Annotated in this window: 21 protein-coding genes; 11 read left to right on the top strand and 10 right to left on the bottom strand. The window is 41.7% G+C overall.

What is annotated here, in order from left to right; translation table 11 throughout:
• Positions 1-265 precede the first annotated feature (265 nt).
• Both DSM08_RS13455 and DSM08_RS13450 read left to right on the top strand, forming a co-directional pair.
• Entirely contained in the window at positions 266-3883 is a 3618-nt protein-coding gene (locus DSM08_RS13455) for a carboxypeptidase-like regulatory domain-containing protein (protein ID WP_223110813.1), read from the top strand.
• Complete coding sequence (locus DSM08_RS13450) at positions 3883-5295, top strand: RagB/SusD family nutrient uptake outer membrane protein (protein ID WP_149526647.1); 1413 nt, start codon at positions 3883-3885, stop codon at positions 5293-5295. The genes DSM08_RS13455 and DSM08_RS13450 overlap by 1 nt, the downstream gene beginning before the upstream one ends.
• 62 nt (positions 5296-5357) lie before the next feature.
• Here the strand turns inward: DSM08_RS13450 and DSM08_RS13445 are convergent, their stop codons facing one another.
• A complete protein-coding gene (locus DSM08_RS13445; protein ID WP_149526646.1) occupies positions 5358-5990 on the bottom strand; it encodes a YgjP-like metallopeptidase domain-containing protein in 633 nt (210 codons plus the stop codon).
• Between the two features lie 136 nt (positions 5991-6126).
• Between DSM08_RS13445 and DSM08_RS13440 the strand changes: the two genes are divergently transcribed.
• Positions 6127-8130, top strand: a complete 2004-nt coding sequence (locus tag DSM08_RS13440) for a M13 family metallopeptidase (protein ID WP_187773864.1) — start codon at positions 6127-6129, stop codon at positions 8128-8130.
• Between the two features lie 78 nt (positions 8131-8208).
• Here the strand turns inward: DSM08_RS13440 and DSM08_RS13435 are convergent, their stop codons facing one another.
• Complete coding sequence (locus DSM08_RS13435; RefSeq protein ID WP_149526645.1) at positions 8209-8541, bottom strand: YegP family protein; 333 nt, start codon at positions 8539-8541, stop codon at positions 8209-8211.
• A gap of 70 nt (positions 8542-8611) precedes the next feature.
• On the bottom strand, positions 8612-8992 hold the full coding sequence (locus tag DSM08_RS13430; RefSeq protein ID WP_149526644.1) for a YchJ family protein: 381 nt from the start codon (positions 8990-8992) through the stop codon (positions 8612-8614).
• A 160-nt stretch (positions 8993-9152) separates the two neighbouring features.
• Between DSM08_RS13430 and DSM08_RS13425 the strand changes: the two genes are divergently transcribed.
• Positions 9153-9683: a lipocalin-like domain-containing protein gene (locus tag DSM08_RS13425; protein ID WP_149526643.1), complete on the top strand. Its 531-nt coding sequence runs from the start codon at positions 9153-9155 to the stop codon at positions 9681-9683.
• Between the two features lie 83 nt (positions 9684-9766).
• Entirely contained in the window at positions 9767-11677 is a 1911-nt protein-coding gene (locus DSM08_RS13420) for an amidophosphoribosyltransferase (protein WP_149526642.1), read from the top strand.
• A gap of 69 nt (positions 11678-11746) precedes the next feature.
• Here DSM08_RS13420 and DSM08_RS13415 read toward each other — a convergent pair whose 3' ends face one another.
• The gene (locus tag DSM08_RS13415; protein ID WP_246172261.1) at positions 11747-12529 is read right to left on the bottom strand and encodes a murein L,D-transpeptidase catalytic domain family protein; all 783 of its coding nucleotides are present in this window, start codon (positions 12527-12529) and stop codon (positions 11747-11749) included.
• Positions 12530-12598: 69 nt separating this feature from the next.
• A complete protein-coding gene (locus DSM08_RS13410) occupies positions 12599-13630 on the bottom strand; it encodes a L,D-transpeptidase (RefSeq protein ID WP_246172259.1) in 1032 nt (343 codons plus the stop codon).
• Between the two features lie 129 nt (positions 13631-13759).
• On the opposite strand from DSM08_RS13410, the gene DSM08_RS13405 reads away from it, so the two are divergent.
• Positions 13760-14176, top strand: coding sequence for an NUDIX hydrolase (locus DSM08_RS13405; RefSeq protein ID WP_149526640.1), 417 nt, complete (start codon positions 13760-13762; stop codon positions 14174-14176).
• Positions 14177-14535: 359 nt separating this feature from the next.
• Here the strand turns inward: DSM08_RS13405 and DSM08_RS13400 are convergent, their stop codons facing one another.
• Positions 14536-15129: an outer membrane beta-barrel protein gene (locus DSM08_RS13400; protein ID WP_149526639.1), complete on the bottom strand. Its 594-nt coding sequence runs from the start codon at positions 15127-15129 to the stop codon at positions 14536-14538.
• Positions 15130-15518: 389 nt separating this feature from the next.
• Here DSM08_RS13400 and DSM08_RS13395 point away from each other — a divergent pair, with 389 nt between their 5' ends.
• Positions 15519-16700, top strand: coding sequence for an MFS transporter (locus DSM08_RS13395; RefSeq protein WP_149526638.1), 1182 nt, complete (start codon positions 15519-15521; stop codon positions 16698-16700).
• 85 nt (positions 16701-16785) lie between these two features.
• On the opposite strand, the gene DSM08_RS13390 is transcribed toward DSM08_RS13395, so the two are convergent.
• From DSM08_RS13390 to panB, 3 genes are all read right to left on the bottom strand, one after another.
• Positions 16786-19461: a heavy metal translocating P-type ATPase gene (locus DSM08_RS13390; RefSeq protein WP_149526637.1), complete on the bottom strand. Its 2676-nt coding sequence runs from the start codon at positions 19459-19461 to the stop codon at positions 16786-16788.
• A 98-nt stretch (positions 19462-19559) separates the two neighbouring features.
• A complete protein-coding gene (locus DSM08_RS13385; protein WP_149526636.1) occupies positions 19560-20165 on the bottom strand; it encodes a hypothetical protein in 606 nt (201 codons plus the stop codon).
• A 1-nt stretch (position 20166) separates the two neighbouring features.
• Positions 20167-20982: a 3-methyl-2-oxobutanoate hydroxymethyltransferase gene (panB, locus tag DSM08_RS13380; protein WP_149526635.1), complete on the bottom strand. Its 816-nt coding sequence runs from the start codon at positions 20980-20982 to the stop codon at positions 20167-20169.
• A gap of 120 nt (positions 20983-21102) precedes the next feature.
• Between panB and DSM08_RS13375 the strand changes: the two genes are divergently transcribed.
• The 4 genes from DSM08_RS13375 to DSM08_RS13360 all read left to right on the top strand — a co-directional run bounded on the left by DSM08_RS13375 (position 21103) and on the right by DSM08_RS13360 (position 24164).
• On the top strand, positions 21103-21846 hold the full coding sequence (locus DSM08_RS13375; RefSeq protein ID WP_149526634.1) for an RluA family pseudouridine synthase: 744 nt from the start codon (positions 21103-21105) through the stop codon (positions 21844-21846).
• Positions 21847-21897: 51 nt separating this feature from the next.
• Complete coding sequence (gene pyrF / locus DSM08_RS13370) at positions 21898-22731, top strand: orotidine-5'-phosphate decarboxylase (protein ID WP_149526633.1); 834 nt, start codon at positions 21898-21900, stop codon at positions 22729-22731.
• A gap of 79 nt (positions 22732-22810) precedes the next feature.
• Positions 22811-23560 (top strand): hypothetical protein, encoded by a 750-nt coding sequence (locus DSM08_RS13365; RefSeq protein ID WP_149526632.1) that lies wholly within the window; start codon positions 22811-22813, stop codon positions 23558-23560.
• 4 nt (positions 23561-23564) lie between these two features.
• Positions 23565-24164, top strand: a complete 600-nt coding sequence (locus DSM08_RS13360; RefSeq protein ID WP_149526631.1) for a hypothetical protein — start codon at positions 23565-23567, stop codon at positions 24162-24164.
• Positions 24165-24431: 267 nt separating this feature from the next.
• On the opposite strand, the gene DSM08_RS13355 is transcribed toward DSM08_RS13360, so the two are convergent.
• Positions 24432-25559 carry an acyloxyacyl hydrolase gene (locus tag DSM08_RS13355; protein WP_246172257.1) on the bottom strand — a complete coding sequence of 376 codons (1128 nt, stop codon included), beginning with the start codon at positions 25557-25559 and terminating at the stop codon, positions 24432-24434.
• Positions 25560-25582: the final 23 nt, after the last annotated feature.

The raw sequence follows: 25582 nt of genomic DNA, 5'->3' as shown, positions 1-25582 counted from the left end.
GGAAAAGAGTGGCGTTCAGAGGTCCTTTGAGTATGATTTTCGTTAATAAATTTCTTAATTATAAAAGTAGTGTAAAATATTTTTTAATAATTAATTTATAGTTTTTAAATTTGAGTAACCGATTAAATCAAATATGGTTTTTGTAAACCATATCGAAAGGAAACCAATTAAAACTGAAATATTTATGGATATGACGCTCTGTAAGCCGACGTATGCTCGACGAGAGGTCGGGCGAGCCCACGAACGCTTCTTTCTGAATTTATCAATGATTTTATTTTTGTTTTGTCTATGTAATGTCGATGTCTGGGCACAGGATCGGGTTCAGCTATTCGGGGTTGTCCGAGATGCGGAATCCAAGCAGCCCATTCCTAAAGCTACGGTTACAGTGTTGGATTCGAGGTTTGTGATGGAAACAAACGAATTAGGAGAGTATGCCTTCGAATGCATTAATCAAGATAAAATAGAGATTACATTTTCCTGCGTCGGCTATGCGCCTCTGGTTTATTCACTGCGACAACTTAAGCGCAGAAACGACATACAATTGAAGAAGCAAGTACGAAGAATTGAAGAAGCGATAGTTCGACACCGCAATCCCAAAAACGTTTTGCTGGATATCGAACAGAGGCGGCACCTCAATTTGGGACAGATGCTCGAAGGAACAGTCCCGGGACTGATATTTCGACCTTCGACGACGACAGAACAGGAAGTTATTTTTTCCACGCCAACACTAAATATCAGTGGGAGTATGAATCTGCGCGAAATGTATGATCAGATGAAAAGGACCATGCCGGAAGCTATGGTGCTGTATCCTACATTTCAGGATTTTCAGCGTGATTTTGATCAGAAGCGGAGTACGCTGATGCGAGCCGCAGGATCGAACATCATTAATCAAACGAAACTGTCTTCAATGGGGTTAGTGCCTGAGTTTCGCGGTGGTTCTGCGTTACCTGGCGATACGAAGGGTATGCTTGTACTGGTCGATGGTTTTCCTGAAGCTGAGTTTCCGCTCAACATGCCGATGGCGAACATTGAAAGTGTGGAGGTTATTCGCGATCCCGAAGAAGGCATAAAATATGACCCTGAAGGGGTAAACGGTGTTGTCCTGATTAAGACTATGCGGGGATCTGTTGGCAAGCCTTTGGAAATACATTATACACAGAATTTCTTCATCTCTGATCTGGAAGATATAAGCAATAAGGCGCTGGAGCGGATCTCGTCGAGAGACTTGCTTGACTTATATCGAGACCGCTTCGATTTGGATATTACTCCTATGACGAACCTTCATCTACCGTACATAGGTGTCAATCCTGCTTATCTTTTACTGAATCACCATCGCCACGATAAGATCAGTGCCTCGGAATTCGAGCATCGCTGGGATTCACTTGGTAATCTTGATAATCAGCAACAGATCCGACAAACGCAGCAACGTGTGGGTATGCAGAACTATAACCTTCGCTTGGCAGGGCGTAAGGATGAGGTTCGCTATAATCTGAGTTTAATGTATAGTGATAATAAGAGTTCTTCGCCGGGCGACTACATGCGGAACTTTGATCTAAACTCGAACAACACCTTCTCTTTTTTTAAAAATAAAGTCGAGGGTAATCTCTATGTGCGATATCGTAGAGGGGAGAATAAGACGGTCCCGCGGCTAAGTATGTCGCTGGAGCCCTATCAGATGCTGTTTGATGAGCAAGGAAACTATGTGTATGACTATAACGATACCTATCGTTATGATTTGAATCAGCAATTTATGTCGCTTGGTGCTTTTGACGTTGGCCGGAATCATGTTGAGGATCAGCGTCTGAATTACAGTCTAGGTCGGAACCGTATGCTGTCCGCATCGGGGAAAGTTCAGGTAAATTTTAATCCGTCGCTCAGTTGGATCAATACCATGCTCTATCAACGGACCAATAATCGGACGGAGCAATTTACGCACGAGCACTCTACGGATGCACGGAGACATTTTAACATGTATTCTATCCCGGTCAAAGATAAAGGGATTAATTATTGGGCGCCTGTTGGGAACTACAATCAACGTGGCGGAAGCTTAGAAACGACAATCGACTTCCGCTCAGGTTTTGATTTTAACAAGACCGTTTCGGATATACATCAATTTAAAGCCGGGTTGAGCGGTTGGGTTTCGATGTCGGATGCTAAGATGAACCCTGTGGAGATCTTTTATGGTGTGGATGCACGCGGGCGAGGAGGGGATACGATTTGGATGGAACCCACCGCGGCGAGGAACATTTACGGAGAGCCCGTGGAGACAGGGTCGCTGATTAATATTCCGCAACCGCAAAATCAGCGGAACAGGAATCTGCGCATTGGCGGTAACTTCGGATATTCTTACCGAGAGACTTTTCAAACGAAATTCACGTACAACGGTGTTTATATTCCTAATTATGGCGTAAAGCCTAACTACGCTATGTTCCATGACGCCAGCTTGCTAGTCGATTGGGACTTACACCAGCGATTCATACCGGAAAATCGTATCATCAATGAGCTTCTGAAAGGTACAAAAATCGGAGGGCTGCGCTCGCCAAGGCTACCGGCACAGCATCAAGCCAGTAGAAATCTGGAAACCAATTGGGACTATTATTCCATCTCCTTGACCAATTATTTCGATCCTAACATGAGCAACATCAATTTAAATTATGCAAAGACCTCCTTGTATCTGGGCTTGTTTAATGATTTGATGAAGTTTCAGGCAAGTGCTTACATCAATAATCAGGATAGGACGCTATGGTCCGGTGATTTCAATTACAACTTAAAACAGCATTTGTTGACAAAGTTGGATTTCCTGAGCACTTTGTCGTTAGTGTATAGCCTACAGAATTTTGATCAGTATCAATCGCTATTGATTCAGTTTGAATTGAATCAGCTGAACAGGCATAGTGTTGTCCAGCCTAACTTCCTGGTGATGGAATTTTTACCTCCTGCGATATTAAATCATGAGCCTTCGATACAACTAGGATTTTTAAGCGATCGTTTTTTGGTAGATATCCGCAAATACGATCGATTGACGACGGGGATTATGGTTGATATGTACAATCTGCCGGATTTTGCGACAGGTCTGCAATCACGTTATGTTAAAAATACCATCCGTACGAAAGGTTTAGAATTTGCTTCAACGCTGAAGTTATTTGAGCGGAGCAGATTCCGTTGGAATGTCAATGTGCTGGCATCCTTCAATGATATTGTCAATGTAGAGGTTCCGGAGCAAGAATATATTGCTAACTATGCTTATCTCGTTACGCCTCGGAATAACTATTCGCAGAATGCTCTGTGGAGCTATCGCTGGGGTGGATTGAATGATGAAGGCGAGCCAACGATCCTCAATGATAAAGGAACTCGCTTGGATGCGGCGGAGGAATCAGCATTGGTCTTCAGCGGGGTGACGATTGCGCCAAATACAGGCTCGGTCAATCAATTTATCGATGTAGGAGATTTCTTTTTCCAGACGCGGATCAATTGGCAGTCGGGTGGAGTCATGCGAAAGTATATCCCGGCGCCATCCTCTTCCATCGATCATCATTCGGACTTGGTTTACCGATGGAGAAAACCGGGGGATGAGAACCTCACAGATATACCGAAGCTCGCGAATTATAATGTCGGCCGTGAGCTTATTACACAAAATTCGACGAATTCTATTCTATCATCTGATTTTATTCGGTTGGAAGAAATCCAGGTTGGTTATCATTTTCCAAGGCATATCACGGCGCCGATGCGGATGAGCAGGTTGTCGGTGTCTGTTCAGATGAATAATATCTGGTTTTGGGCAAGAAATCCATATGGCTATGATCCCCGCTCCGTTGCGAACAATGGTATCCTATCACCGCAGATGCCAAGACAATATTCATTTTCAATTAACGCTAGTTTCTGATGAAAACATTACAATATAACATCCTTATATATGCCTTTGTAGGGTGCTTCCTGAGTTCCTGTTCTAAGTTTTTGGATGTAAACCCAAATACCGGCGAACAGATATCAGTTCGGAATTTTGTTGACTTCGAGGAAGTATTGAACAGTCGCGACTTTGCTTCGCACAACATGATCATTGCGGAGTTCCTTACGGATAATATCTATTTCCACCCGGATTCCGTTGCTCGTATGCCATCAGATTATTCCCTTCGGAATGCTTATCTGTGGAATGAGTCTATCTGGAATAATAATGATACGGATGAATTGTATAGGGCCTTATACAAGAATATCGCACAGGCTAATTTGGTTATTAATTATTTAGATTTCGCTTTGGATGGTACCGCGGAAGGGAAGCGCAGGCTGATTGCCAAAGCAAAGATCCACCGCGCATACGCTAATTTTATGTTGGTGAATTTATATGGGCCGCAGTTCAATGCTGCTAGCGCAGAAAGTGATTTGGCGGTGCCATTGATTACGATCTTAGATGCGAATCAATTGCCTCCCCACGCGACCGTAAAACAGCTCTATGACTTGATTGAGCGAGATCTGCAGGATGCGATGGCGACTGCAGAGCTGCCCGACAAAGGAAACGATGTGCTACATCCGGGGAAAGTTTGTGCATATGCACTGTCAGCGAAAGTGCATCTTCAGAAAGGAGAGTATGAGCAAGCTATGGACTATGCCAATAAAGCACTTGCGATCAATTCGTTCTTAATAGATTATAACCCGTTTTTGATGGAATATGAGTCTTATGTGTTCTTGCTGTTCCAGATGGAAGGATATCAGGAAGTTATTTTTGCCAAGGCAGGGCAAGAGCTTAACTTTTTCCAAACAACCGGGTTAAATATTTACATGCCAGAAGATTTACTCTCGATTTATACGGAGAACGATCTACGTCTGTTTGCCCACTATGGACAAAATTACGACACTTGGGAATACATCTATCCGATTGTGGCTGCGCCAGATGGCTCGTCAAGCGCAGTGCGCTTCAATAATGCAATCACTGTTCCTGAAATGATGCTGATTGCTGCCGAATGCAATGCACGAGATGGGAAAGTCGAAGAGGCTATGGCTTTAATCAATAAACTGCGCTTTAAGCGGATGTTAGAGGATACTCATGAGGATTTGGAGGCCGCCAGTCCCGAAGAGGCTTTGAAGCATGTACTGGATGAAAGACGTAGAGAATTGAGTTTTAAAGGGGGGATACGCTTGATGGATATTAAGCGCCTTGCGAATGACGCTGTAAATAGGACTGTCCTGAATCGCTTCGATGGTGAGGGGAATATCATGAAGTCCATAGAACCGAATTCGCGACAATTGATTATCCCGCTGACGCCACGTGCTTTAGTATTTAATCCGAATCTTAGAGACTGAAATATGACGATGTACCATACCTCGAATCGGTAATCAAAAAACCTTAACCTCAAAAGGCTATTTTATCTTAATTGATTTAATAGCCTTTCTGTATCCGGGAAGTATTGATTAATCAATGTCAATTCATCATCCTCATGGAGTAGGGGAAGTATGGCTGAGAATACGAAATAATCAATGGTGCGTAAGGATAGATCTTTTATTTGCTTATTGAAAGTGATATTAGCGGTTTCAGCATTTGTTTTGTAGGGGCTGGCTTTGAGTACTCGAAAGTTGATATCGTTAGAAAGGACATTCAACTGTTCCTCCCAATGGCTTATCCGTTGTAAAACATATTGTTGAAAGAGCTGCTCTCTCAAGTTTTCTGCAAACTTCTCTTGTTGGATGTCCGTATTGGCTTTGGCGCTGCAATAAACTAGGTCCGCTTTGATATAAGGTTGAAACTCCTCATTCCGGATAATCTTAACGGGATATTTTTTGCCAAAGAGGTCGATCCTAAAAAATTCTAGCATAGACTCTGGAGCTACTTGGAAGGCACTGCCTTGCTGAAACTGACGGATGTAGGTGGCGACTTCGTCTAAGCTATTTTGCGCATGTGCATAAACCGTTGGGATATCTTCCTGCAGGTTAGCAATTCGTATTTCTCTCTTTTCAGTGGTCAGTAAATTATAATCCTTTTCGTCGACTTTTATTAGCATAGTCTTGCAAAATAACGTATTTCCTTTCTAAAAAAGAGTGATATACAGAATATAAAGGAATAGTTACTTTAAGATTATTTTAAGAATAAGTATGTTTGCACTTACATTAAACACCTTTTTAGAACAAATGGTTATTATGAAAAAATATGTATTGATTGCTGCATTGATGACTGGATCAGCTTTGGGCTTCGCTCAAGAGAATCATGCCATCAATGTGTCCTACATGGACAAAAACGTACGTCCGCAGGACGACTTCTATAACTACGTTAATGGGAACTGGATGAAAACTGTCGAGATTCCCTCTGATAAAGCACGCTGGGGATCTTTCGATGCCTTAGCGGAGAACACCGACGAGAACAGCTTAAAGCTTTTAAAAGCTTCTTTAGATCAGAAGTTTGATAAAGGTTCTGACGGGCAAAAGATCGCAGATCTTTACCGTTCTTTCGTTGATTTCGATACGCGTAATAAACTTGGATTGAAGCCTATTCAACAACAGTTGAAAGACATCGACGGTATCAAGAACCTTAAAGACTTATACAGCTATTTCCTTAAATATGCGGAAATCGGTGGCAACCCATTCTTTGGTGGCTATGTTTATGCGCATATGAAAAACAGTAATATGAATGCTGTTTATTTAGGCGGCGGAGGATTAGGTCTTGGTCGTAGCTATTACCAAAAAGTGGATGAGAAGAATACAGAGACTTTAGGTAATTACCAAAGCTACATCAACACGCTATATAGCAAAGTTGATCAAAAGACTAGAGATCTTAAAGGTCCTAAGATTGTTGAATTTGAAAAATTGATTGCTTCCAAATTGAAAACTGTGGAAGAGTCAAGAGACGCTCAAAAGCGCTACAACCCTGTTGCTGTAAATGATTTAGGTAAGATGGTGAAGAATATGGATGTTGCGAAATACATTCGTAGCGTTGGATTCACTGCAGATACAGTAATCATTGGCGAGTTGAAATATTATCAAGAGTTAGATCAAATCGTTAATCAAGAAAACCTTCCTGTAATCAAAGAATACTTGAAGTTCCATGTGATGGACGATGCAACAGGTTATTTGACGAAAGAACTTGATGATTTGTCATTTGAGTTCTATGGCAAGAAATTGAGAGGTCAAAAGGAGCAACGCGCATTAGACAAACGTGGTTTAGCATTTGTTAACAGCAATGTAGGTGAACTTTTAGGTAAATTATATGTAAAAGAGCACTTCCCTGCTGAGGCAAAGCAAACATGTGAGGAGATGGTGCAATACCTGATCAAATCTTTCAACCAACACATTAAAGACTTAGCATGGATGTCTCCAGCTACAAAAGAAAAAGCATTAGAAAAACTTTCTAAGTTTAACGTGAAAATCGGTTATCCTGATAAATGGAAAGACTATTCTAATTTAGCAATCGGCACTAGCTTAATCGAGAATGTTCATAACATGAACCGTTGGTCATTCAAAGAGAACTTAGCGAAACAAGGAAAGCCTGTTGATAAATCAGAATGGGGAATGTATCCTCAGATGGTAAATGCATATTACAGTCCGTTATTCAACGAGATTGTATTCCCTGCAGCTATCCTTCAACCTCCTTTCTATGATTATAAAGCAGATCCTGCTGTTAACTTCGGTGGTATTGGTGCAGTAATTGGTCATGAGCTTTCACATGGTTTTGATGATTCAGGTTCTCAATACGACGGAAATGGTAACTTAAATAACTGGTGGACAGACGAAGATCGTGAGAAGTTCGAAAAAGCTGCAGATGCATTAGTTGCGCAATTCGAGTCTTATGAGCCGGTACCTGGAGTATTCGTTAATGGACGTTTCACTTTAGGCGAGAACATTGGTGACTTAGGCGGTTCTTCTGTTGCATTCGATGCATTGCAAATGTACTTGAAAGACAAAGGTAACCCTGGATTAATCGATGGATATACACAAGAGCAACGTTTCTTCTTATCATGGGCGACTATTTGGCGTTCAAAAACAACAGATGAGTACGTTGTTAACCAAGTGAAAACAGATCCACACTCGCCAGCACAATACCGTGCGGTTGGTCCGATCATTAACTTAGATGCTTTCCACGAAGCATTCCAAACAAAAGAAGGTGATAAACTATATGTTCCAAAAGACAAACGAATTGTTATTTGGTAATTGATATAGTGAGTACATAAAGAAAGGGCTGTCATTACCGATAGCCCTTTTTCTATTATTTTCGAGGAGAGGTGAGACTTAAACAGTCGTATCCTCGGTTGCTGCATCAGGAGCATTTTCCTGAACAGACTTAATTCCATTCGCACGGCCAGATTCGCTGGCATACATTTCACTTGATCCGATAATCTGTCCATTACCTGCTTTCAGGTTGAAGTAGAACTTTCCATTCTTTGCAGTTAACTTTTCAAATTTAGCGCTATCAGCAGCATTTTTCTTCACGGATGAGATACCATTTTCGCAAGCTGCTTTGGTGGTATAACCTTCGCTAGTCAAGATAACCTGTCCATTAGATGCTTTTAGGTTAAATTGAAATTCTCCGTTTTTTCGGGTAGACATGACAAACTTTCCCATAGTTTTAATATTTTAAATTGATATACTAATCTAATAAATTTCGATTAGTATATCGTGTTTTAATAAAAACTTATGCTTTCAACTTACCATCGTAATAATACCAAATACCATTGAACTGCTTAAAGTTAGATTTTTCATGATGTACATGAAGTTCCCCATTTAGGTCGATGTAATATGCTTTAAACTCAACTGTAGAAGTTGTGCTCTTAATAATCTCGAGCTCTTGCCAATTGTTTTCCTTTGCCCAGCTTTCAATTTCCGACTTTTTTTGAAACCTTCGCGTTTGTGGATGAAAGCTGTCATAAAGAAAGTCGATCAATCCGAAGGTAAAGGCAGAATATCGTGATCGCATCAACTGCTCTGCAGTTTCTGCGAGTTGCTGATCTTGATGGATTCGATTGCAACAATTTTGATAGGAAAGTGTAGATCCGCAAGGACAAAGTTGTATCATAAGCTTTTTACGAGTAAATTAGGAAGATAACCACTTATAACGATCAATCTCCGTTTGCGAATATAGTTATCATCACTTTGTCAAAGAAGAGATGATATGAAGAATGTTACAAACTATTCCACAAGAAACATCGTTATAGTAGCAAAACAGCAAACCTGAAATGACAACAATCAAAAACGAACTAATTGGGACCTGGACCCTATTATCATATATTGAAATACCAACAAACGGCGCAGATAGTACATTTCCGATGGGTAAATCACCCGTAGGGACCATAATGTATGGTGCTGATGGACATATGTCAGTGCAAATCTCCAATCCTGCACGTTTAAAGTTTAGTTCTAATGATCGCTATGTAGCAAGCGAAGAAGAGGCGGAAGCAAACGTAAAAGGCTTTATAGCCTTCTCGGGCTCTTATCATATTGATAACCGCAATGCTATTCTGAAATATCATATCAGCAATTCTTCGTTCCCTAATTGGGAAGGCGGAATACAAGAGCGGAAGATCGACTTCGAAGGCGATATTTTATATCTCAAATCTGTAGAACCTATCCTTTCCGGCGGATTTTATGTAAACAGTTACATGACATGGCGCAGGATCGAGAAAGAAGAGCTCATCTCAAGACGCGAACGTTTCTTGGAAATCGCTGCTAGCAAGCATAATTCAGCCTCTTTAGAAGACGTAGACTAGTAGTGTCGGGTAGGTGCAATTTTTCTGTAGAAGGCTTCTGACTTTTTTCAAAAAATCGTACCTTTGTGCCATCAATTCAAGCTATGAGTGACGCTATAAAACACGAGTGCGGAATAGCACTTATTCGATTGTTAAAACCCCTGTCTTATTATCAAGAAAAATACGGTACGCCTTACTATGGGATCAACAAGTTGTACCTGCTTATGGAAAAGCAGCACAACCGTGGTCAGGATGGCGCTGGTATTGCGACAATTAAGTTTGACGTAAAGCCAGGCAACCGCTATATATCTCGTTATAGAGCGATGGGTTCATCAGCAGTCGCGGAAATCTTTGAATACGTTCAAAAGAAATTTGCCGCAGTACAGAAAGCATTTCCTGAAGAAGCTAAGGATACCCAATGGCTTAAGGAGAATGTGAGTTTCACCGGAGAGGTGCTCTTAGGACACCTTCGCTATGGAACACATGGTAAAAATAGTATTGAGAGCTGCCACCCTTTCTTGCGCCAGAACAACTGGATGTCGAGAAACCTAGTGGTTGCCGGAAACTTCAATATGACCAACGTAGATGAGCTATTGCAGCAATTATACGACCTTGGTCAGCACCCTAAAGAACAGGCAGATACTGTAACGGTATTAGAAAAGATTGGTCACTTCCTAGACGAAGAGAACCAAAAGCTATTCGATTCTTTCAAGAAAGAAGGCTATTCTAACATCGAAATCTCTGCTCAAATCGCGAAGAATATCGATGTCGCTAAAATCTTAACCCGCTCTGCGAAAACTTGGGATGGTGGTTATACCATCGCAGGTATCTTCGGGCATGGCGATGCTTTCGTCATGCGCGACCCAGCAGGTATTCGTCCGGCATTCTATTATCAGGATGATGAGGTTCTTGTAGTCGCATCAGAACGTCCTGTTATCCAGACCGCATTTAACATTCCATTAGACGCGGTTAAAGAAATTAAGCCTGGACATGCGCTAATTGCGAAAAAAGACGGTACAGTTTCCGAAGAGATGTTTAGAGAGCCGGTAGAGCAGATGTCATGTTCTTTCGAGCGCATCTATTTCTCTCGTGGATCGGATGCCGATATCTATAAAGAACGTAAATCACTTGGTCGCTTATTATGCCCTCAAGTACTAAAGAGCATTGACGGTGATATCAAGAATACAGTATTTTCTTTTATCCCTAATACGGCAGAAGTTTCGTACTACGGTATGATGGAAGGTATCAGTGAGCATGTAAGAAAAGTGCAGAAAGATGCCTTACTGAACCGTGCTGATAAAATTACTGACGAAGAGTTGGAAGAAGTGTTGAGCATGTCTCCACGCTTTGAAAAACTGAACGTTAAAGATGCGAAGCTGCGTACGTTTATCACACAGGATGCTGATCGCCAGGATATGGTTCAGCATGTTTATGATACAACCTATGGTATTGTTCGCGATCATGAGGACACCATCGTTGCTATCGATGACTCCATTGTACGCGGAACGACGCTTAAGCAAAGTATCTTAACCATCTTAGATCGCTTGCATCCGAAAAAGATCGTAATCGTATCATCAGCTCCACAGATTCGCTACCCGGATTGTTACGGTATCGATATGTCAAGAATGGGCGAGTTCGTCGCTTTCGAAGCTGCCATTGCTTTATTACGCAAGAAAGGCCTAGCGCATATTATCGATGAAGTTTATCAGAAATGTGTTGCTTCGGTAACTATGCCAAAGGATCAGGTAGAAAACTATGTAAAGGCAATTTATGACCCGTTTACTGACGAGGAAATATCGCAAGAGATTGCTCGCATCGTAAAACCGCATAGCTTAAAAGCGGAGTTGGAAGTAATCTTCCAAACTTTAGATAACTTACATGTTGCTTGTCCGAACCATAAAGGAGATTGGTACTTCTCTGGAAATTACCCAACACCAGGAGGAAACAAGGTTGTAAACCGTGCTTTCATGAACTGGATGGAAGGAAAGAATGTAAGAGCTTACTTTAGTAGCTAACGAAATATTGTTTACAAAAAAAGAGCTGTACGATTATCGCACAGCTCTTTTTTTATTGCTAGCCTTCTTTTAATTTAAGACTGCTTTGTTGTCTTTTTTGATTTCATCCGTATGCTCCGCAATCATTGTAGGATTTGGGAGAACAGGATTTAACTTTATCAGTTTTGTACTCGCTAGGTAATCCTTATTTCCAGCGTAGATAAACATCAGCGAACCATTTTTAATCGTATTGATGATTGGCTTGTTCAGTTCTCGCGGTAAAGCCGGACATCCGTAGCTTCTTCCAAGTCTTCCTGTGGATCTTATCACATTCTCGCTGCAGTAGTCCGCGCCGTGAATAACAATAGCTCTCGCTAATGCTTGATCGTTGATTCCTTTTTCTAAACCATTCAAACGTAATGAATAGCCATTTCCACCTTGATACGTTCCTGCTGTCGTGTAAAATCCTAAAGAACTCTGGTAAGAACCATGTCTGTTAGAAAATGCTGTCGCAAACTTCTCGCCGCTGTTTCTGCCATGCGATACGATGTTATGGTACAACAATTTCTTGTTCTTTAGATCGATTACATACATACGTTTGTCCGTCGATGGTAATGTAAAATCAATAATCGTGATAATATCCTTATTTTTTGGACTCAACTTTCCGTATCCCTGCATAGCTTGCTCAAAGGCTTCCCATTTCAGGATCTTCGAAAGCTGTAGTTCCTCATAAAGACTTCTTGTCGGATCAATATGTTCTGTTTCGATTGTCTTGCTTTCTTTGTGGCTTATTTTAGCATTGCTGCTGTTTAGGTCTACCGGTAGTAAAGACGTAGCTACTGCCCACAAAGAAAAAAACATTAGTTTATTCATAAGCACTTTTCCCTTGTTTTACATAACAAAGCTAATAAAAAAGTGACAATCAAAGTGTTAAAATGCCTTTTAATCGATTACAACAACCAGTGATTTGAAGGGTTTTGACGTGTCATAAACAAATTTGGCGTGTGATGACGCGTTCCTGACACACATGTGGGAGCGAGGTGTGGTACCTAAAGACCAACTATACTCCACAATTTTACCTTTTGGGTTGTTTACCGGAACCCCGTGAATATAGCCTCCATTGGTGAATCTAGACGCCCAAGGCGCAAATCCTTCAATCGTTGTGGTACCATCGCCATAGTAGAACATCTTTGGTTTTTGCTCTTGCACCATGAAGATTCCAACTGGGGTTTCCATCTGATGAGGCGGCTTATGTAAGCCCGATGTTGCAGGATTCATACTGCGTATTTTCCATTCATCATCGCCAGTACGCTCAACAGTTAAAATATTTTGGTTTGTAACATCTACGAAGTTGACATGCGTTATTTTCAAGGAATCGCCGATAGATTTCACATACCGTTTAGGGACAAACCACGTTCCTTCAAAGGAAATTCCATTCACCTTGACCATCTTTAAGGTGTCGCTACTTTCTAAGCTTACGAGCGACCCATCCCGGCCATAAATGGACGGCTTTCCGCTATCTTCAGCGCGGTATAATGGGGCTGATTGATAACGCTCCGTTCCTAAGGTGTCCGATACGCGTTTATAAGCATTTCTAACGAAGTTCTCTACCACAGGGGATTCTCCATTGCGATTCTTGTAATTCTGCAATACAGCGTAGTTATGCGGTGCTCGTTGGAAGTTTTCTATGTAAGCAAGCTTCTCCTTGATTTTATCAAGTTGAAAATGCCGCGTCGTGTCTTTATACGGATAAGTTTCTTCCAGCGTATGCTCATCATAAGCCAGGTCTTTCTCCAATTTAATATCTGCTGCCGTGCGAGGCCTTACCTTCTCGGCTTCCTCTGCTTTTTTTACTCGCTCTAAAGAGTCTTTTTTTCTTTGGATTGCTGGATCAACGGTTTTTTCTGACGAGTTCTTACATGCTGAAGCTGCAATAATGGCAAGTAGAATAAAAAACAAAGAATATCTTCTCATTCGTGAAATAGGGGTTGAATAATAGTAAGTTAAAAATGCCCAAAGATATAAAATAGTTTATATCCATATGAAGATTACTAAAAATCGTTCCATTATTTATATTATATCGAAAAAGTTAACTTTGACGCCATGAATGAGGCGCAAATACTACAGATTGCTGTGGCAATTATTATCAACTCACAAAATAGACTGTTGATCGTTCAAAAGCAGTCGTCGACCTACTATCAGTTGCCGGGGGGAAAGATCGATGAGGATGAACAACCTGTCGAGGCACTCTGCCGTGAATTGAAGGAGGAACTGAACTTGGCGTTAAGCCAAGAGCAAATAAGTCTTTTGGGTATTCATGAAGCCAAAGCAGTTAATGAGGTAGGGAAGACGGTAAGAGGTTATGTGTTTAGCGTGGATATTCCCGAGTCTGAAGAAAGCTTAAACCCACATGCCGAATTAAAAGAAGTTTACTGGTTATCAGAGAATGAGGTTCCCGATTATAAATTGGCGAATTTATTAAGAGAGTTTGCTCTTCCGGTTTGGCTAGGAAAAAAATAGGCGCTTATTAGCCGAAATAAATATAAAGAAGCTGTCCTCAAAGACAGCTTTTCTCTGTTTATACAAGTTCGTCTATCGTAATAGCAGCTTCTCTCGAACCTTGTTCTACACTGTCCCCTCTCAAAGCCCTTACAAACCCAATATAAACCCCTATCAAAAGCCTTTTGAAAGGGCTATGATAGAGGTTTGATTCGTGTTATGAAAAGGAGAGATCCTTAGCATCTACGCTGGAGATAGATTCCAGTTAACTATAGTGCTGAGCGCAACATCGCTAATACGATAAAAGGTCGCCTCTCGGCGACCCTTTACTATTTATTTAAAATATTATGTGCTGACATCCTATTCAGGACATCGGGATATTAAAAGTGGAATTGTACACCTAAAGTTGGAGCTAATGAATTAGCATCTAAACCGTAGCTGTTCGTAGTTACTTTAGCGTCTGTAGCTTCATTTTTAACAGTTCCGTTGTTGTAGTATAAACCTCTAACTTTCAATTCGATACCGATGTTGCTAGTTGGGAAGTATGCGATACCTGGCGCTAATTCTACACCGTAATCAGCAGTAGTAGCTGTTTTATCACCGTTTACTTTAGCAGTACCCCAGCCCATAGGAACAGTTAACTGTCCGAAGAATTTTACAGGACCATCGTTTTTGCTGTACATTCTACCGTAAGGTGATACTACGAATTTTCCAATAGTTTCGTCGTTATCTTTGCTTTCTTCTTGTTTAGCCCAAGAATAACCCACACCAGTACCGATTGCGATGTTATCCGCTACGAAATAACCAACTTGAGGGATGATGCTAAAACCCGTAGTTTTAACGTCTGTATCTTTGATTGATTCACCAGCGAAACCAACTTGTCCGCCTAAAATGATTTTACCTTTTTCAGTTTGTGCTTGAGATGCAAAAGTAATAGCTGTAACAGCAGTTAATGTAAGTAATAATTTTTTCATGTTTTTGTTATTTTAATTACTGACTTTTATGTCATATGTAGTCAGTTATTCAAACCAAATGCCAAAACAGGTGAGTTTAGGTCATATTCAGGTATGGCTTTCAGGGAAGAAAGGCTAACAGCCTAATTGTTAAGATGTTATTTTAAATTAAAAAAATATAACAGAAACTTTAATGACATTAGTTAAACAAAACTCAAAAGAAAAAGCAACTGCCAAAATTTGAACATTATCCAAAAGAAGTCAGCATGACAGGTGTTGTCAGTAAAAAGGCATGACAGCATTGCTTATCGAGCGACAATCCTCAGCTATTAGATAAATCGAATCTGTAAATTGAATTTGCAAATAAGTTTAATAGATTAGCCGGCGGATTGATAATTTGCACACGCGCTATGAACACAGAATCTCCTAAGCTATCTTCTACAGTCCTTTGGTTGATGACGATATTCTCGGCATTAATCGTCGCCAATATCTATTACAATCAACCATTATTGGGAAAAATCGCTACAGAGTTTGCCGTTTCGGAGGCTGCGGTAAGCAAGATTACGGTAATGACGCAGTTGGGGTATGCGGCGGGTCTATTGCTGATTATTCCACTTGGGGATAAGATCATGCGGAAGCGGCTTATCTTGTTTGATCTCGTTTTGGTATTGGCCGTTTTAGTTTGGATGGCGACAGCGGATAAACTTTGGATGCTGTTTGTTTCCAGCTTTCTGTTGGGGGTGACCTCAGTAGTCCCTCAATTATTTATTCCGATGGCGGCCGATCTGTCCACTCCCGAAAACCGCTCAAAGAATCTGGGATTGATTATGTCGGGCTTGTTGTTAGGTATTTTGTTATCTCGTTTCGTTGGCGGTATTGTCGGCGATTTATTTGGATGGCGCAGTATTTATTGGGCGGCGGCCGGCTTGATGATTATCGCATGGGGTTGTATCTATAGGCTGTTTCCGGAGATTAAGCCTAATTTCACGGGGAACTATCTATCCTTGATGCGCTCGGTCTGGCAATTAGCGAAGACGCAGCCGGTGCTTCGCTTGGCAGCATTTCGAGGGGCTATGGGCTTTGGGTCGCTGTGTGGGATTTTTACGACATTGGCATTTCATTTGGAGCAACCGCCGTTCGAAGCAGGGCCTTCCGTCGCTGGTAGCTTCGGATTGGTCGGTGCAGCGGGTGCCTTGTCAGCAGCTTTTGTAGGGCAACTTACGAGGCGATGGGAGGTCAATAAGATTATTCTTGTATCGCTGTGTATCCTCTTAGGGAGCTGGTTGTTCACTTATTTAGGGGGAAATACCTATATAGGATTGATTATCGGAATTATATTAATCGACTTAGGCTTGCAGTCTACCCATATCATGAACCAATCTGATTTCTTTTCAATCAAAACGACTGCGACGAGTCGGTTGAATACGGTTTATATGGTCAGCTATTTCATCGGGGGCTCTTTAGGTTCCTGGTTCGCGGCCTATGCCTGGGAATTTGCAGGCTGGGGCGGCGTATGTGCTGTTGGGGTTATTTTTGCTTCCTTGGCGCTATTTGCTCATTTACGCTACGCTTATAAGTTAAAGCGCAACTAATTGATTTCAGAAAAAAAAAGCTGTTCAGCAATCTTTATCCAATTGGAAAAAAACCGTGAACAGCTCCATATAAACTGTGGAAAAATTAATCTAGGGTACTATTATTAAGTCGCAGAGAATTCAGAATAACCGATACCGAGCTGAGGCTCATTGCCGCCGCGGCAATCATCGGCGACATCAGAATGCCGAAGCTAGGGTACAGAATTCCAGCAGCAATCGGAATACCGATTACATTATATAGAAAGGCGAATCCTAAGTTTTGTTTGATATTTCTCAGCATCATCTTACTTAGCTTATAGGCTTTATGCACCGCTTTTAGATCGCCTTTTACGAGGGTTATTTCCGCGCTCTGTATCGCAACATCAGTTCCTGTACCCATTGCGATACCAATATCTGCCTGCGTCAATGCCGGGGCATCGTTGATTCCGTCGCCCACCATGATTACTTTCTTGCCCTCCGCCTGTATTTTCTTAATGCCGTTCAATTTATCTTCGGGCAGCAAACTCGCCTGAACATGTTTGATGCCTGCTTGTTTTGCTACAATCTCCGCAGTGTTTTTATTGTCGCCGGTAAACATATGAACTTCAATTCCTTCATCTTGGAATTTTTTGATCGCTTCGATACTGCTATCCTTCAACGCATCGAACGCAGCGACTAAACCTGCAAACTGCCCATCGATCGCCAATACTGATACCGAGTTTCCTTTCTTCTGTAACTCCTCGATCTGTTGCTCATGGTTTTGATTTAGCGCAACCTGCTGTTCCTTCATTAATCGTGGCGTCCCTAATAGAACTTCCATATGATGTATTCTGCCTTTTACACCTTTACCTGCAATGTTTTCAAATTGGATAACATCGAGTAATTGTGCACCGTCTTCTTTTGCTTTGTCTAACATGGCCTGTGCCAAGGGGTGGGTACTATTTTTATTCACCGAAGCTGCAATTTGCAGGATATCCTTCTCCTGAAATTTAGCATTGCCCGATACGACTTCAGAGACGCTAGGTTTTCCGGAGGTAATAGTGCCGGTCTTGTCTACGATGAGTACATCTGCTTTTTCCATTTTTTCCAAAGCCTCGGAGTTCTTGATCAGGATACCGTTCTTAGCACCCTTACCAATTCCGACCATGACAGACATGGGAGTAGCTAATCCTAAGGCACAAGGACAAGCAACAATCAATACAGCTAATAGGTTCGAGAATGCCATCGCAGTACTGTTAGGCACAGCTGATGCTGACCAAGCGATAAAGGTGATAATCGCGATGACGATAACCGTTGGCACGAATATTTTAGAGACCTTATCCGTTAGTTTTTGAATCGGTGGCTGGCTTCTGCTAGCCGTATTCACCAATTGAATGATTTGGGATAATAAAGTCTCGCTGCCTACTTTTTCGGCCTTAATAAGTATTTCATGATTACCGTTGATTGTACCACCAATAACTTTGTCTTCCGGTGCTTTTTCTACCGGAATGGGTTCTCCGGTAATCATAGACTCATCAATGGAGGTATTCCCTTCTTCAACAATCCCATCCACCGGAACTTTATCACCCGCCCTCACGCGTAGGATGTCACCAAGCTTGACATCATGAATCGATACCTTCTTATCCTTGCCATCGACCACGACGATCGCCTCTGCAGGCGATAACTTGATAAGCTCCTTGATCGCACTGTTTGTTTTCGAATGCGCCTTCGCTTCCATGACTTGCCCGAGAAGAACGAGGGTAAGGATTACTGCGGCAGATTCAAAATACAGATGGACTTCACCATGATGCCCTTTAAGTTCCGCTGGGAAAATCTGCGGAAAGAACAACGCCAATAAACTGAAGATAAATGCAGCCGCAGCGCCAAGACCAATTAAGCTGAACATGTTTAAGTTCCAGGTCTTAAAAGAAGTCCAAGCGCGCTCAAAGAACATCCAGCAGGTGTAAAATACTACCGGTATGGTCAGTATCAATTGTATCCAAGCATTAACATGATAGGGGATAATCTTAGATATTGGTTGTCCGGGCAGCATATCGCCCATAGACAGAATAAATATTGGGACGGTACAAGCTACCGATATCCAGAATTTCTTCAACAAGTCTTTATAATGCTGATCCTCCTCTTCAGTCACCTGATTGGGCACCAAATCCATTCCACAGATCGGACAATTTCCGGGATGATCCTGCACAATTTCAGGGTGCATCGGACAGGTATATTCTACCTTAACGGTCATCTCCGGAATCTTTTCAAGATTCATTCCGCAGACAGGGCAGGAACCGAATTTGTCGTAAACCTTGTCGCCTTCGCACATCATTGGGCAGTAGTACTTGCCTGCATTGCTCGCGCTAGCGACGGGTTTCTCATGTGAATGCCCATGACCATGCTGATGCTTAGCATTAGGATCTGGTTTTTGAACCTTTTCAATAGGTCTCAAGAACATACCGCATACCGGACATCTACCTGGCTCGTGATATATTTTGTCCTCACCTTCGCAAAACATCGGACAGATATATTGGCCACTAGGCGATTCTTCCTTTGGATGCTCTGCAGGTGCAGGCGCATGATTTTTATCTTCACTGATTTTATAGGCACCGCCAAGCTCGTCTAGTTTCGCTTGTAATTCTGGCGTGCTGATGTTTTCATCGGCAGTAATTTCTGCTTCGCCAGTTTCTAACTTTACAGCAGCCTTTACGCCCGGAACTTCATTCAGCTTTTTCTCCACATTGGTTCTGCAACCATTGCAGGTCATTCCTGAAATTCCATATGTTTTCGTCGTGCTCATAATTATCCTTTCTTTGATAACAAAGTTCCGGATAATAAGATTGATGAGATTATATAATTTCTAGATAATGTTATATAATTATGGGGTGGGCTGCTTATTTAGATGCTTGGAAATAGGGTAGTTTTGGGTTTTTCCAAACCTTTCATTTTAAGTGCTGCAAAGAAACGATTGTTCAAGGGGCTTTTTTCCATTAGGTAGGGGATGTAAACAGAGCCTTGCGCCAATACCAGCTCATGGTATCCGAAAAGTACACCATTATTCTTTTGAACGGATTGCACAGATTTAATCTGCTGCACATCTCTTTCTAGATTAAATCGTACTTGACTGCCGCTCAACCATTCGACGACCACTTCTTTTGTTTGGGGATGAAACCAAACCTGCTGATCGCGTACATACTTTAAATGGTTGTTCAACAAAAATACCTGGCTAATTAGGTAAAGACTGATGGGTAGAAGAAAGAATAGAATTTTGATCTTGATAGCGAGTACTAGGGTGATAATCAGTAGGACTACACCTATAGCGACACTGTAGGTCGTTGCTTTGATGGCCTTGCTCACAACCTTGCTGCCAGAGTCTAAGATAAAATAACCCTGCTTATTGCTTCGCTGTATATCCGTTGAGGATTTAGTCCGCATCATGATTCTGCGCGAACTATAGTAGAGCAGAACTCCCAATAAAATAACAATAAGCAGGATTTTATACATATTAGTATTGTTCTGTTTCGTTAGGGAATGTTCCGGCTTTTACATCAGCGATATAATTGCTTGCAGCTTTGGTGATCTCACCTTGCAGGTCGGCATATAAGCGAAGGAATTTTGGTTTAAAGTCTTTATTCAATCCTAGCATATCATTAACCACTAAAACTTGTCCGTCACATCCATTGCCAGCTCCGATACCGATTGTTGGGATTTCCAAAGATTCCGAAACTTCTTTAGCTAGTGCTGCAGGGATTTTTTCCAATACAATCATAAAGCATCCCGCTTCTTGTAATGCCAATGCATCAGATTTTAATCTATTGGCTTCCGCTTCTTCTTTCGCGCGGACACCAAAGTCACCAAACTTATAGATCGACTGAGGGGTTAAGCCTAAATGTCCACATACCGGAATGCCCGACTGAACAATCTTCTTGATATTATCGATGATTTCCTCGCCACCTTCTAGCTTCAGAGCATGTGCTCCGGACTCTTTCATCATCCGAACAGCAGCTTTATAGGCATCTTCGATCGAGCCTTGGTATTCGCCGAAAGGTAAATCAGCAAGCACCATCGCGCGCTTTGAAGCCTTGGCAACAGCAGAAGCATGGTAGATCATATGGTCTAAAGTCATGGGAAGGGTGGTTTCATATCCGGCAAAAACATTAGCTGCCGAATCGCCCACAAGAAGAACTTCTACACCCGCCTCATCTAAAATGCGAGCAGTGGAATAGTCATAAGAAGTTAACATCGAGATCTTTTCTCCTCTGGCTTTCATATCACGAAGTGCCGAAGTCGTCACTCTTTTAATTACTTTATGTACTGACATAGCGTTAAGATTGAGTTGCAAACTTAATTATTTTTCGTGGAAAACGCCTCGAATCTTGTTCTTAACGTATAGCAATGCTGCGGAATAGAAAATTACCCTATAATTTCCTACTTTTGCAGGATGGATATAAAAGAGCAGAATCAGTTTAAATTCCCGAAGTTTCAAGAGTTAATTATTCACGAAGACGATAACCTAATTGTGATCAATAAACCGCCGTTTATTGCATCTTTGGATGCACGTGAGGGTGGTGAGGTGAATATCCTTCGCTTGGCGAAGAAATATCACCCCGATGCGCAAGTTTGTCACCGTCTGGATAAGGATACTTCTGGCGTATTGCTGATTGCTAAGAATCCAGAAACATACCGTTCGATGTCGATCGAATTTGAAAAAAGGAGAGTAAACAAGATTTACCATGCAATCATTGGCGGTACGCATGTCTTCGAAGATCTGACCGTCGACCTTCCTATCCTCAATCAGGGAAATAAGAATGTAACGATCGACCGTTATAATGGTAAACCGTCGGAAACCATCTTCAACAGTATCCGTTATTTTAAGCATTTTACCCTCGTTGAATGTAAGCCTATTACAGGCCGCATGCACCAGATCCGTATACACTTAGCAACGCAACATGCTGCTATTGTGGGGGATGCAATGTACAAAGGGAAGCCGGTTTATCTTTCTCAGATCAAAAAACGTGGTTATACCTTATCGAAAGATCAGGAAGAGCAACCAATCATGAAGCGTTTTGCACTGCATTCTAAATCGGTAAGTTTCAAGTTGAACGATAAAGAATATAGTTTCGAGGCCGAATATCCTAAAGACTTTGCGACGCTATTGAAGCAGTTGGAGAAATTTGACGCTTAATACTATCAAACAGATTATCATTATTACATACCCCTTAATTAAGCTATAGAAATGAATAAGCAAGAGCTCATTAATCAGATTAAAAGCAAGAAGAGTTTCCTATGTGTCGGTTTGGATACCGACTTGAACAAGATTCCGGAGCACCTTTTGGAGGAAGAGGATCCTATCTTTGCTTTTAATAAGGCGATTATTGAGGCTACTGCAGATCTATGCGTGGCTTATAAGCCTAATATTGCATTTTATGAAAGCTACGGCGTAAAAGGATGGGAGTCCTTACGTAAGACCAGTGAGATTCTACCGAAAGATTGTTTTTCGATTGCTGATGCAAAACGTGGCGATATCGGCAATACTTCGAAAATGTATGCGCAAGCATTCTTTAATCCGGAGGTATCTGGCTTAAACTTCGATTCAATTACCATTGCACCTTACATGGGGGAGGACTCTGTGACGCCATTTTTGGACTTCGAAGGCAAATGGGCGATCGTTCTTGCATTGACCTCTAATCAAGGAAGTTTAGACTTCCAAAATTTCAGCAATGCTGCGGGCAAGCAATTGTTTGAGGAGGTTATTGATAAGGTTAATACTTGGGGAAGCGATGAGAACTTGATGTATGTGGTTGGTGCGACGAGAGGGGAGGCTTTTGTGAAGATTCGCGAGCATGCGCCTGATCATTTCTTGCTAGTTCCAGGAGTTGGTGCACAAGGCGGTTCCTTAGCTGATGTTTGCCAATATGGGATGAACAAAGACTGTGGACTTCTAGTAAACAGTACCCGTGGTATTATTTATGCATCGAAAGGGAAGGACTTCGCAGAGCGTGCTCGTGAAGAAGCGTTGCTACTTCAAAAAGAAATGGAAGAGCAGTTAGCCATTCACGGGGTGATCTAAAACCTGATATTTCTTACTTTTTGTTAAAACTGCCTTTTTTGGCATAATAATTTAGGTGCTTGCAAGGTTAATGTTATTTATGATACAACGAAGATCGAGCTTGCTCCTGGGAGCAGTTAGTATATTAGGGCTCTTCCTCACAGGATGTAGCTCTGTTTATTTGCCGAATGTGCCGGCAACCCCCATGTTTACCAATGCAGGCGAGGGGTATTTAGGCGCCCATGTGAATGTCAAAGGTAATTTAAGCGGTACAGCAGGTGTCGCTTTCACCGATAATCTGGCTATTATTGCAAACGGTTCCTATGTCGATAATAAAACGACCAATCAAGACTTTAAACAACATCTTATAGAGGGAGGCTTAGGCTACTATACTGTTGTGGGGCATTCCGGCCGTAGCGTGCTGGAGTTCTATGGCGGATATGGTATTGGTTCGACCCGAGATGTCGATAAGCGAGCTTCGATATCCGGTACGGATCCTGTAGAGATTCGGGATCTGGACTTCAACAAGATCTTTGTACAAGCAAACTTCTCATCGACACGTAAGAACAAACTTCGTTTATTTGGAAAGCAGCGTACGCTAAACTATGGTACAGCGATTCGCGTCAGCCGTATCAAAATGGATCGTTTCGACCTGAATAATGCGCCAGCCGAATTGGAAGAGAATCTATATATAGAGCCGGTGTTCTTTACTCGAATGGAGCTGAACAAGGGTTTCCAATTGCAGTATACGAACGGTTGGAATATAGGAATAATGAGCAACGAATACCTCAAAGCAGGGAATGCAGTATTTACGTTGGGGTTGATTTATAATTTTGGAAAAAAGAAATAGCAATATGAAAAAGTTAGTTGGTATTGTAGGAATGATGACGATCTTGTTTTTATCGGGTTGTCAAGTAAATAAGAAGGCACAATTACAAGCCTTAGCGGATTGTGAATATGATGTGGAATCCGTAGAACAAGTAAAATTCAATGGTAAGACATTAGACAAATACAAAGGTTCGGACGGTAATTATAATATCTCCTCTTTAGCGAATATCGCCGTGGCATTATTCAGCAAAGAATTGCCTTTGGAAGGAAAGATTAATCTGAAGATTACGAATCCTGAGGTGAAAAAGGCGGCGGTAAACTCTTTCAAGTACATGATCGAGATCCAAGGGTCGCCATTGTTTGAAGGAACAGTAGATCAAAATGTAAACTTAAACCAAGGGGAAAGCGCCATTGTGCCCTTGACCTTCAAAGCAAATATCTTCAATAAAGCGAAAGAAACCGGTTTTGACCGTTTCTTTGATGAGCTTTTCAATAAAAAATCCGAAGGATTTTTAGTGCTAAAGATTAAGCCTTCATTTAAAATCGCCGGACAAAATATTTATTATCCGTCGTATATTACGGTAGATAAAAACTTCGGCAAAAGGATATTTAGTCTTTTTAAGTAGATGTTAGATTTTAGACCTTAGACATTAGAGTATGTCTGAACGAGGAAAGGAAGGATGCAAGGATGAGCAGGATGGTTACGCCATGGGTCTAACTACTAAATACTTACTACTAAATACTATTTCTGAACCAGGAAAGGAAGGATAAAAAGATGAGCAGGATCCTGTTTATCCTTACATCCTTCCTTTCCTGGTTCAGACAAACGTCTAAAATCTCACTTCTAAAATCTAAAATCTCACATCTAATATCTAACGTCTAAAATCTCACATCTACCTTCTAAACGTATATCCCACGGTCCATTCGATGAAGTCAGCTTTTCCCATGTGCGCTTTTATGGATACGCCGGTGTTGATGTTCTTGTAAACATAGTAACGTGCTCCGGCGCGTAGGAAGAACTTTTTGATTTCTCCATTAAATCGTTGGTTATGTATGTAATATCCAACGTTTCCATTTAAAACGAGGCGTTCGTTTAGGATATGGGCAATATAGAAGGATGGCCCGCCGGATACCTTGGAGGAGAACTTTCCTGTTTTGTCGCCTGCGATTTCTTCATCATTGCCGGAAGATGAGTAGAATAGATCAAAACCACCGCCTAAACGCCATTTGTAGGATACGTGTCGGCTGGCATATACGCTGAAGGTACTTTTTAGGAATCTTTGGTCTAAGTCGTCTCTTAACTGCTTCGAGCCTACGCCGTAATTCACATGGAACATCACTTTTTTGCTGTATGGTTCGAGCACAGAGTCTCTTTTGATTTTGATATCTGGATTGATCTGGTAAGCTGCAGATAGGGTAAGCGGCACTAGGTTCACGCCTTTGTTAGGTAGGGCGAGTGCACCGTTGGAGAAATGATGGAAGGCAAAGCCTGCACCTAGTTTCCAATGTTGTGATAATTTGTATTGAGCCCGGATTCCGAGGTCGATAAATACATTATTCTTTGATCCGATAACTAGGTTCAAAGGATTTTCATGCTCGTTATAGGGTTTAAAATTTCCCGAGAGACCTAGCCCAATTCTATAGTCCCAGCTCCATCGCGAGTTTTCTCGCGGAGCGATGGGGGTTTGTACAAAGCCATATATCGCGTAAGGACTGCCGATAATATCCGAATGAAATGTACTGGAGTAAATCCCGATTCCATATATCGGGTAGTTATAGATTTGGTAATACTGATCTTTCTTTGCGCGTTGCTTGAAGCCTATTTTAAAGTTCAACCCGTTGTAGTAAGCACCGTCGTAGGTTGTTTCCTTGAGTCCGGACTGTTGTAGTATTCCGCCGTTTTCGACTTCCAGCTCTAACACCAGCGGGCTTCTTTTAATCTGATTAGCGATGCTGTCGATTTGAGCCGATGCGAGGAAGGGGATAGTTAGGGTAAGTAAAATAAGTATTGCTTTGTTCACTAGCTGAAAAATTTTGTCCGTTT

It is taken from the genome of Sphingobacterium hotanense (assembly GCF_008274825.1).
GTDB classification, from domain to species: Bacteria; Bacteroidota; Bacteroidia; order Sphingobacteriales; family Sphingobacteriaceae; genus Sphingobacterium; species Sphingobacterium hotanense.
The sequence above is the reverse complement of the archived record's forward strand: the minus strand, read 5'-3'. Positions and strand labels throughout refer to the sequence as shown.

Excerpts from the sequence above, each read along its gene's own strand:
- DSM08_RS13365 (WP_149526632.1), top strand. The coding sequence starts at position 22,811 with ATGATACAACGAAGATCGAGCTTGCTCCTGGGAGCAGTTAGTATATTA.
- pyrF (WP_149526633.1), top strand. The coding sequence starts at position 21,898 with ATGAATAAGCAAGAGCTCATTAATCAGATTAAAAGCAAGAAGAGTTTC.
- DSM08_RS13385 (WP_149526636.1), bottom strand. The coding sequence starts at position 20,165 with ATGTATAAAATCCTGCTTATTGTTATTTTATTGGGAGTTCTGCTCTAC.
- DSM08_RS13430 (WP_149526644.1), bottom strand. The coding sequence starts at position 8,992 with ATGATACAACTTTGTCCTTGCGGATCTACACTTTCCTATCAAAATTGT.
- DSM08_RS13390 (WP_149526637.1), bottom strand. The coding sequence starts at position 19,461 with ATGAGCACGACGAAAACATATGGAATTTCAGGAATGACCTGCAATGGT.
- DSM08_RS13440 (WP_187773864.1), top strand. The coding sequence starts at position 6,127 with ATGAAAAAATATGTATTGATTGCTGCATTGATGACTGGATCAGCTTTG.
- DSM08_RS13425 (WP_149526643.1), top strand. The coding sequence starts at position 9,153 with ATGACAACAATCAAAAACGAACTAATTGGGACCTGGACCCTATTATCA.
- DSM08_RS13360 (WP_149526631.1), top strand. The coding sequence starts at position 23,565 with ATGAAAAAGTTAGTTGGTATTGTAGGAATGATGACGATCTTGTTTTTA.
- DSM08_RS13405 (WP_149526640.1), top strand. The coding sequence starts at position 13,760 with ATGAATGAGGCGCAAATACTACAGATTGCTGTGGCAATTATTATCAAC.
- DSM08_RS13375 (WP_149526634.1), top strand. The coding sequence starts at position 21,103 with ATGGATATAAAAGAGCAGAATCAGTTTAAATTCCCGAAGTTTCAAGAG.
- DSM08_RS13445 (WP_149526646.1), bottom strand. The coding sequence starts at position 5,990 with ATGCTAATAAAAGTCGACGAAAAGGATTATAATTTACTGACCACTGAA.
- DSM08_RS13415 (WP_246172261.1), bottom strand. The coding sequence starts at position 12,529 with ATGAATAAACTAATGTTTTTTTCTTTGTGGGCAGTAGCTACGTCTTTA.
- DSM08_RS13435 (WP_149526645.1), bottom strand. The coding sequence starts at position 8,541 with ATGGGAAAGTTTGTCATGTCTACCCGAAAAAACGGAGAATTTCAATTT.
- panB (WP_149526635.1), bottom strand. The coding sequence starts at position 20,982 with ATGTCAGTACATAAAGTAATTAAAAGAGTGACGACTTCGGCACTTCGT.
- DSM08_RS13455 (WP_223110813.1), top strand. The coding sequence starts at position 266 with ATGATTTTATTTTTGTTTTGTCTATGTAATGTCGATGTCTGGGCACAG.
- DSM08_RS13420 (WP_149526642.1), top strand. The coding sequence starts at position 9,767 with ATGAGTGACGCTATAAAACACGAGTGCGGAATAGCACTTATTCGATTG.
- DSM08_RS13395 (WP_149526638.1), top strand. The coding sequence starts at position 15,519 with ATGAACACAGAATCTCCTAAGCTATCTTCTACAGTCCTTTGGTTGATG.
- DSM08_RS13410 (WP_246172259.1), bottom strand. The coding sequence starts at position 13,630 with ATGAGAAGATATTCTTTGTTTTTTATTCTACTTGCCATTATTGCAGCT.
- DSM08_RS13400 (WP_149526639.1), bottom strand. The coding sequence starts at position 15,129 with ATGAAAAAATTATTACTTACATTAACTGCTGTTACAGCTATTACTTTT.
- DSM08_RS13450 (WP_149526647.1), top strand. The coding sequence starts at position 3,883 with ATGAAAACATTACAATATAACATCCTTATATATGCCTTTGTAGGGTGC.